The organism is Pseudolysinimonas sp., from assembly GCF_049651805.1.
Lineage (GTDB): Bacteria > Actinomycetota > Actinomycetes > Actinomycetales > Microbacteriaceae > Pseudolysinimonas_A.
Map to the genome: position 1 here is coordinate 1 of NZ_JBASCU010000045.1, position 6,886 is coordinate 6,886.

General features: G+C 68.0%; 7 protein-coding genes. 2 read left to right on the forward strand and 5 right to left on the reverse strand.

What is annotated here, in order from left to right:
* Positions 1-132: 132 nt before the first annotated feature.
* Positions 133-1,557 carry a type I glutamate--ammonia ligase gene (gene glnA, locus WBL06_RS11190; protein WP_191282459.1) on the reverse strand — a complete coding sequence of 475 codons (1,425 nt, stop codon included), beginning with the start codon at positions 1,555-1,557 and terminating at the stop codon, positions 133-135.
* Between the two features lie 152 nt (positions 1,558-1,709).
* Here glnA and WBL06_RS11195 point away from each other — a divergent pair, with 152 nt between their 5' ends.
* A complete protein-coding gene (locus WBL06_RS11195; RefSeq protein ID WP_424456084.1) occupies positions 1,710-2,123 on the forward strand; it encodes an RDD family protein in 414 nt (137 codons plus the stop codon).
* On the opposite strand, the gene WBL06_RS11200 is transcribed toward WBL06_RS11195, so the two are convergent.
* From WBL06_RS11200 to lipB, 3 genes are read right to left on the reverse strand one after another with little or no spacing between them, the layout of a single operon-like run.
* Complete coding sequence (locus WBL06_RS11200) at positions 2,120-2,824, reverse strand: DUF4191 domain-containing protein (RefSeq protein ID WP_424456085.1); 705 nt, start codon at positions 2,822-2,824, stop codon at positions 2,120-2,122. The genes WBL06_RS11195 and WBL06_RS11200 overlap by 4 nt on opposite strands.
* Before the next feature lie 20 nt (positions 2,825-2,844).
* A complete protein-coding gene (lipA, locus tag WBL06_RS11205) occupies positions 2,845-3,858 on the reverse strand; it encodes a lipoyl synthase (RefSeq protein WP_424456087.1) in 1,014 nt (337 codons plus the stop codon).
* Entirely contained in the window at positions 3,855-4,520 is a 666-nt protein-coding gene (lipB, locus tag WBL06_RS11210; protein WP_424456089.1) for a lipoyl(octanoyl) transferase LipB, read from the reverse strand. Before lipB ends, lipA begins: the two co-directional genes overlap by 4 nt.
* 108 nt (positions 4,521-4,628) lie before the next feature.
* Between lipB and WBL06_RS11215 the strand changes: the two genes are divergently transcribed.
* Positions 4,629-5,945, forward strand: a complete 1,317-nt coding sequence (locus tag WBL06_RS11215) for a protein kinase domain-containing protein (protein ID WP_424456091.1) — start codon at positions 4,629-4,631, stop codon at positions 5,943-5,945.
* On the opposite strand, the gene sucB is transcribed toward WBL06_RS11215, so the two are convergent.
* Positions 5,942-6,886: 2-oxoglutarate dehydrogenase, E2 component, dihydrolipoamide succinyltransferase (sucB, locus tag WBL06_RS11220; RefSeq protein WP_424456093.1), on the reverse strand; the 945-nt coding region annotated here is incomplete at its 5' end. The genes WBL06_RS11215 and sucB overlap by 4 nt on opposite strands.

Here is a 6,886-nt window from a genome sequence, read left to right on the forward strand (position 1 = left end):
GTCCGTTTACTGCCCGTAGCCGTCCGTAAACGTCCAGAGATAGACTGAGCCCCAGACGGCAACTGCCGCCTGGGGCTCAGTAAATCACTGGCCTCGGAAACCGGAAGTACGGTCCCGAAGACCTCCCCGGAATCAGACTCCGAAGTACAGCTCGTACTCGAAGGGGTGCGGACGCTGCGCGAAGGGGAGGAGCTCCTTCTCGCGCTTGTAGTCGATCCAGGTGTCGATCAGGTCCTGCGTGAACACGCCGCCTTCGAGCAGGAAGTCGTGGTCGGCTTCCAGCTCGCGCAGGGCCTCGTCGAGCGAACCCGGAAGCTGCGGGATGTTCTGCGCTTCCTCGGGCGGGAGCTCGTAGAGGTCCTTGTCGACGGGCTCGTGCGGCTCGATCTTGTTCTTGATCCCGTCGAGGCCGGCCATCAGCTGGGCGGCGAAGGCGAGGTACGGGTTGCCGGAGGCGTCGGGCGCGCGGTACTCGATGCGCTTGGCCTTCGGGTTGGTGCCCGTGATCGGGATGCGGATCGACGCGGAACGGTTACCGGCCGAGTACACCAGGTTGACCGGGGCCTCGAAGCCGGGGATGAGCCGGTGGTACGAGTTGACGGTCGGGTTGGTGAACGCGGCGATCGCACGGGCGTGCTTGAGGATGCCGCCGATGTACCAGCGGGCGATGTCGGAGAGTCCTCCGTAGCCCTTCTCGTCGTAGAACAGCGGCTTGCCGTCGTTCCACAGCGACTGGTGGGTGTGCATGCCCGAACCGTTGTCGCCCATGAGCGGCTTCGGCATGAAGGTCGCGACCTTGCCCCACTCGAGCGCCGTGTTCTTGACGATGTACTTGAACTTCAGGATGTCGTCGGCGGCGTGCACCATCGTGTCGAACTTGTAGTTGATCTCGCCCTGACCGGCGGTGCCGACCTCGTGGTGCGAGCGCTCGACCTCGAGGCCGACCTCGATGAGCTTGAGCACGATGTCGTCGCGCAGGTCGGCGTGCTGGTCGACCGGCGTGACGGGGAAGTAGCCGCCCTTGTACGGGGTCTTGTTGGCGAGGTTGCCGCCCTCTTCGTCACGCCCCGAGTTCCAGGCAGCCTCCGACGAGTCGACCTCGTAGTACGACTTGTTCTGCTTCACCTCGTACTTGACGTCGTCGAAGATGAAGAACTCCGCCTCGGGGGCGAAGAACGCGGTGTCGGCGATGCCGGTCGAGGCCAGGTACTTCTCGGCCTTCTTGGCGACCTGGCGCGGGTCGCGCGAGTAGATCTCGCCGTTCCGCGGGTTGTAGATGTCGAAGATGATGACGAGGGTGCGCTCGGTGCGGAACGGGTCGACGAACGCCGTCGAGATGTCCGGGATGAGCTGCAGGTCGGATTCGTGGATCGACTGGAAGCCGCGGATCGACGAACCGTCGAACAGCTGGCCCACCGAGAAGAACTCCTCGTCCACGGTCGACGCCGGGATGTTGAAGTGCTGCTGGATTCCAGGAAGGTCGGTGAAGCGGATGTCGAGGAACTTGACATCCGTGTCCTTGATGAACTTCAGCACCTCAGACGAGTCGCTGAACAGTGGGGTGGACATAGGAGTTACTCCGTCGGGGCCGTGGAACGCTTCGGCTGCGGGGTGCAGCCTCCGTCCGAGGCTAGGGGAGGGCCATTTCCCGAGGGTGACCGGATTGTTTCGGGAATGTTACGGCGGCCTGGGCGCCTAGGCTGGATGCCGTGAGCAATCCGGCCGAGAATCGCTGGCCGGGCGAGCGTCTGGGGCTCCCGGAGTCGGGGCCGCGCTCGATCGCGAGGCCGGGTCGGCGCATCGCGGCGCTCCTCATCGACTGGGCCATCGCATCCGCGATCTCGGTCGCCTTCTTTTCGACCGGGCCGTGGCAGACGAACGGATTCATCACCCTCGGACTGTTCGCCGGCATCCAGCTGCTGTTCCTGCTCGTGCTGAATGGCGGCGTCGGCCACCTGCTGCTGGGCCTGCGCGTCGTGCCGCTCGACCCCGGGCGGCTCGCGCCGTGGCGGGCGCTCGTGCGCACCCTGCTGGTGTGCCTGTTCGTGCCCGCGGTGATCTGGGATGCCGACCAGCGCGGGCTGCACGACCGGCTCGCTGGGACCCTGCTCGTCAGGGTCTAACGAGGGCGGGGGGCGCGGACGCGCTGCGGGTCGATGCCCTTCGGGATCGGCAGGCCGTTCTTGCCAAGTGACTGCAGCCGGTTCGAGACCGCCTGGATCTCGGACTTGTTGAGCGCCCGCTTGTACTTCGACAGCGTCGGCACGATGCGGTGCAGCGACGTCGCCTCGGGGTCGCTCTTGTCGACGTAGATCAGGTGCACCGGCACCTCGGGAAGGATGCGGCGCACGTTGGCGCGCTCCTTGTCGAGCATCGGCTGCGTGCGGGTGCGCGGACCCTCGCCGATGAGCACGACGCCGCCCTTACCGACGGCGCGGTAGACGGCATCCTGCGTCTTGTTGAAGTTGATCGGGATCTCGTTGCCCGTCCACGAGCGGCGCAGCGAACTCTTGAGCACAGCGCCGACTGCTCCCGGCTGCCCTTCGATCTGCGAGAAGGCGGCCTTCTCGGCGCGGCGGCCGAGCACGATGAGCGTGAGCAGCACGCCGGCGAGCACACCCGCGACGATGTAGAGGATCCACAGCACCGGGTTTCCCTGGCCGAAGATCACCGCCAGCACGATGCCCGCGCCCGTCGGCGCGAGGAAGGCGAGCAGGAGGTAGAGGACGATGGTGCCGTCGTAGCGGCGGGTCATCTTGAAGACCTGCCACATCTGCTTCAGACGGCCGGGTTCCTTCGGTGCAGCGGTGGTGGGGCGTGCCATGGCTTCTACGATAGGGCCCCTCAGGACACCGCCTGCGCGAAGCCCAGTTCGGCATCGGCCAGGTGCTGCAGGTGCGCAGGGATGTCGCGGCCCTTCGCCATCATCGAACGCGCCCACAGGCGGCCGGCGCGGTACGACGAGCGCACGAGCGGTCCGGCGAGCACGCCAAGGAATCCGATGGCCTCCGCTTCGTCTTTCATCTCGACGAACTCCGCCGGGTTCACCCAGCGATCCACCGGCAGGTGCCGCGCCGACGGGCGCAGGTACTGGGTGATCGTGATGATGTCCGTGCCGGCGTCGTGCAGGTCGTGAAGCGCCTGGCTGACCTCCTCGCGGGTCTCGCCCATGCCGAGGATCAGGTTCGACTTCGTGATGAGACCGGCCGCCCGCGCCTGGGTGAGCACGTCGAGGCTCTTCTCGTAGCGGAACGCCGGGCGGATGCGCTTGAAGATGCGCGGCACCGTCTCGACGTTGTGCCCGAAGACCTCGGGGCGGCTCGAGAAGACCTCACCGAGCAGGTCGGGGTTGCCCGAGAAGTCGGTCGCGAGAATCTCGACGCCCGTGCCCGGGTTGGCGGCGTGGATGGCGCGCACCGTCTCGGCGTGCAGCCAGGCGCCCTCATCCGGCAGGTCGTCGCGGGCGACTCCGGTGACGGTCGCGTACCGCAGGCCCATGCGGGTCACCGATTCGGCGACGCGCCGCGGCTCGTCGGTGTCGTAGTCGGCGGGTTTGCCGGTGTCGATCTGGCAGAAGTCGCACCGCCGTGTGCACTGGCTGCCGCCGATGAGGAACGTCGCCTCTTTGTCTTCCCAGCACTCGTAGATGTTGGGGCAGCCGGCCTCCTGGCACACCGTGTGCAGCCCCTCTTCTTTCACGAGGCTGTGCAGCGCGGTGTACTCCGGGCCCATCTTGGCGCGGGTCTTGATCCAATCGGGCTTGCGCTCGATCGGGGTCTCGGCGTTGCGCACCTCGAGGCGCAGTAACTTGCGGCCGTCGTGGCCGAGCTGGGTGGCAGCCCCGTTGGTCACAGTCATGCGGCGACGACCGTTTCGGATGCCAGCGAGGGTGCGAGGTGCGTGAGGAAATGCTTCTCGATCAGCGGCACGACATCCTCAGGGGTCACCTCGCGACCGAGTTCACGGCTGATGCTCGTCACGCCGGCGTCGAAGATGCCGCAGGCGATGATCGAGCGGTAGGCGTCGAACGAGTTGGAGCAGTTGAGGGCGAACCCGTGCATCGTCACCCCGTCGGCCACCCGGATGCCGATCGCGGCGATCTTGTCGCCGGCCTGGCGGTTCGCGTCGACCAGCCACACCCCGCTTCGGCCCTCGACGCGCTGCCCCGGGATGCCGAACTCGGCGAGCACGTGGATCAGCATCCCCTCGAGTCGGCGCACATAGGCGACGACGTCGATCGGGTCGGCGAGCCTGACGATGGGGTAGCCGACCAGTTGGCCCGGGCCGTGCCAGGTGATCTTGCCTCCACGGTCCACGTCGATGACGGGGGTGCCATCACTCGGACGTTCGTGATCCTCGGTGCGTTTGCCGGCGGTGTACACCGACGGGTGCTCGAGGAGAAGGACGGTGTCTGGCGCCCTGCCGCTCGCGACGTCGGCGTGCACGGCACGCTGCATCTCAAGGGCAGTGGAATACGGCACGGAGTTGGCGCTTAGCCCCGTGACGACGTAGTCGACCACGCGTCGAGCCTACCCGCGCGCGTCCTTCCCCGCCGGTGCACTGCGGTTGCGGTTCACAGATTGGGGCGCCGACAGTTGAGCGCGTCACTCGTTGTCGAGGATTGGCGGGTGGAGGATGTCGCCGGTCACCGGGTTCTGCGATCGGCCGGCCGCGGCGACCGCACGCGGCTGCTGCTCGGGTTCCATGAAGCGCGCACTGTCGTGCTCAAGGTTGCGGCGGCCGACGACCCCTCCGCCTCCTCCGAGATCGACGCCCTCCACCGTGCCACGGGAGATCACATCGTCTCGCTCGAAGACGTGTCGGTTGATGAGCACGAAACGGTGCTCGTCCTTGAGCGGCTGCCGAACGGCACACTCGCCGAACTCCTCGAGCGGCGGGGCGGATTGGATGCCGGCGAGGCGGTCACGATTCTCGCGCCGATCGCTACGACGATCGACCGCATCCATGCCCTCGGCGTCGCACACGGCCGGCTGTCGCTCCGCGCGATCAGCTTCCGCGACGATGGCGCGCCCACTCTCACCGGTTTCGGGGGAGCGCACCTCTTCGCCGCGGGGAGCCCCGAGGTCGTGCTCGAGACCGTACCCGCCGTGATCGATGACCGGGCTGGGGTCCGAGAGATTGCGGCACTGGTGTTGGAGCGGGTCGCCGGCGAGCGGGCGGCGGCCGCGCGACGGGTGGCGGAAGCGATCGCGGATGCCGCGCCGGGCGCGGTCGCCGCCCACCTGTTCGACCTCGCCGCTCCGACGCCGGTGAGGTTCGACGTCGAGGACGAGATCGTCTCGACGCGGATGGGCGACCCGCGCGAGCCGGAACCGGTCGCTGAGCCGCTGCGGGTGTCACTTCCGCCCTGGCTCTCCACCCTTCTGCCCGAATGGGTGAACGAGCGTCTCGCGGAGCCCTTCGCGCGAATCGCCGCCGTGTGGACGGCGTGGGATCTGCGGCGCCGGCGCTTGGCGCTGGGCGCACTCGCGGGTGGGGTGACGGTGCTGGTCGCGGTCGCCGCGGTCCCGGCACCGAATGACGAGTCCCCTGCGGTCGCCGTCACGCCGGCCTCGGCGCCGTCGACGCTCGATGCCCCCGCCCTCCCTGACGATCCGGTCGCGGCCGCCGTGCTGCTCCTGGCGGCGCGAGAGCGTTGCCTGCGCGACTTGTCGCTGCTGTGCCTCGACGGTGTCGTGCAGCCCGACTCGGCTGCATATGCGGACGACGCGGCGCTCATTCGCGCGGTTCAGGCTGGCGCCGAGTATCCCGAGGGCGGCGTCGTCAGCGGCGAGCCGGTGCTGGTGGAACAGCTCGGCGACGCGGCACTGCTCGACCTGCCCGCCGGCAGCGCTCCGGCGTCGGTGTTGCTGCTGCGAACGATGAACGGCTGGCGCATCCGGGACTATATGGATGCGACAGCCGTCACGTCAGAGCTGGACTAGATGCCGAGCTGCCCCGCGAAGTCGCCGCTCTCGAGGCGGGCCTTGACCGCGCCGAGGAAGCGGGCGGCATCCGCACCGTCGACGATGCGGTGGTCGTACGAGAGCGCGAGATAGACGGTCGAGCGGATCGCGATCGCGTCGAGGCCCTCGTCGGTGACGACGACGGGCTTCTTGACGACGATGCCGGTGCCCAGGATCGCGGACTGCGGCAGGAACACGACCGGCGTGTCGAACAGCGCACCGCGCGAGCCGGTGTTGGTGACCGTGAAGGTGCCGCCCGAAAGCTCGTCGGGAGTCAGCTTGTTGCTACGCGTGCGCTCAGCCTTGTCGGCGATCTCGGTCGCGAGTTGAGCGATGTTGAGGTCGCTGGCATTGCGCACCACCGGGGTGAGCAGGCCGCGCTCGGTGTCGACGGCGATGCTCACGTTCTCGTGGTCGGGGTAGACGATGCTCTCGCCGTCGACGGTCGCGTTGATGATCGGGTACGCCTTGAGCGCCTCAGCAGCTGCGAGCACGAAGAACGGCAGGAAGGTGAGCTTCTGGCCGGTCTTTGCCTGGAACGCGGCCTTCACCTCGTCGCGGTAGTTCGCCACCCGCGTGACGTCGACCTCGACGACTGTCGTCAACTGTGCCATGGACTGCATCGACAGCACCGCGCGCTCGGCGACGACCTTGCGCAGGCGCGACATCGGCACCGTGGTGCCGCGCAGCGGCGACACCTCGAGGGCGGGCGCGGCCTGCGCTGCGGGTGCAGCGGACGACACGGCAGGGGCCCCTGCGGCGAGTACATCCTGCTTGCGGATGCGTCCGCCGACACCGGTACCGGTGACGGTCGAGAGGTCGATGCCCTTGTCGTTCGCGAGTTTGCGCACGATCGGGGTCACGTAGCCGGCGTGGGCGTTCGCGCCAGCGGTGACGGGTGCCGCGGCGGGTGCTGGTGC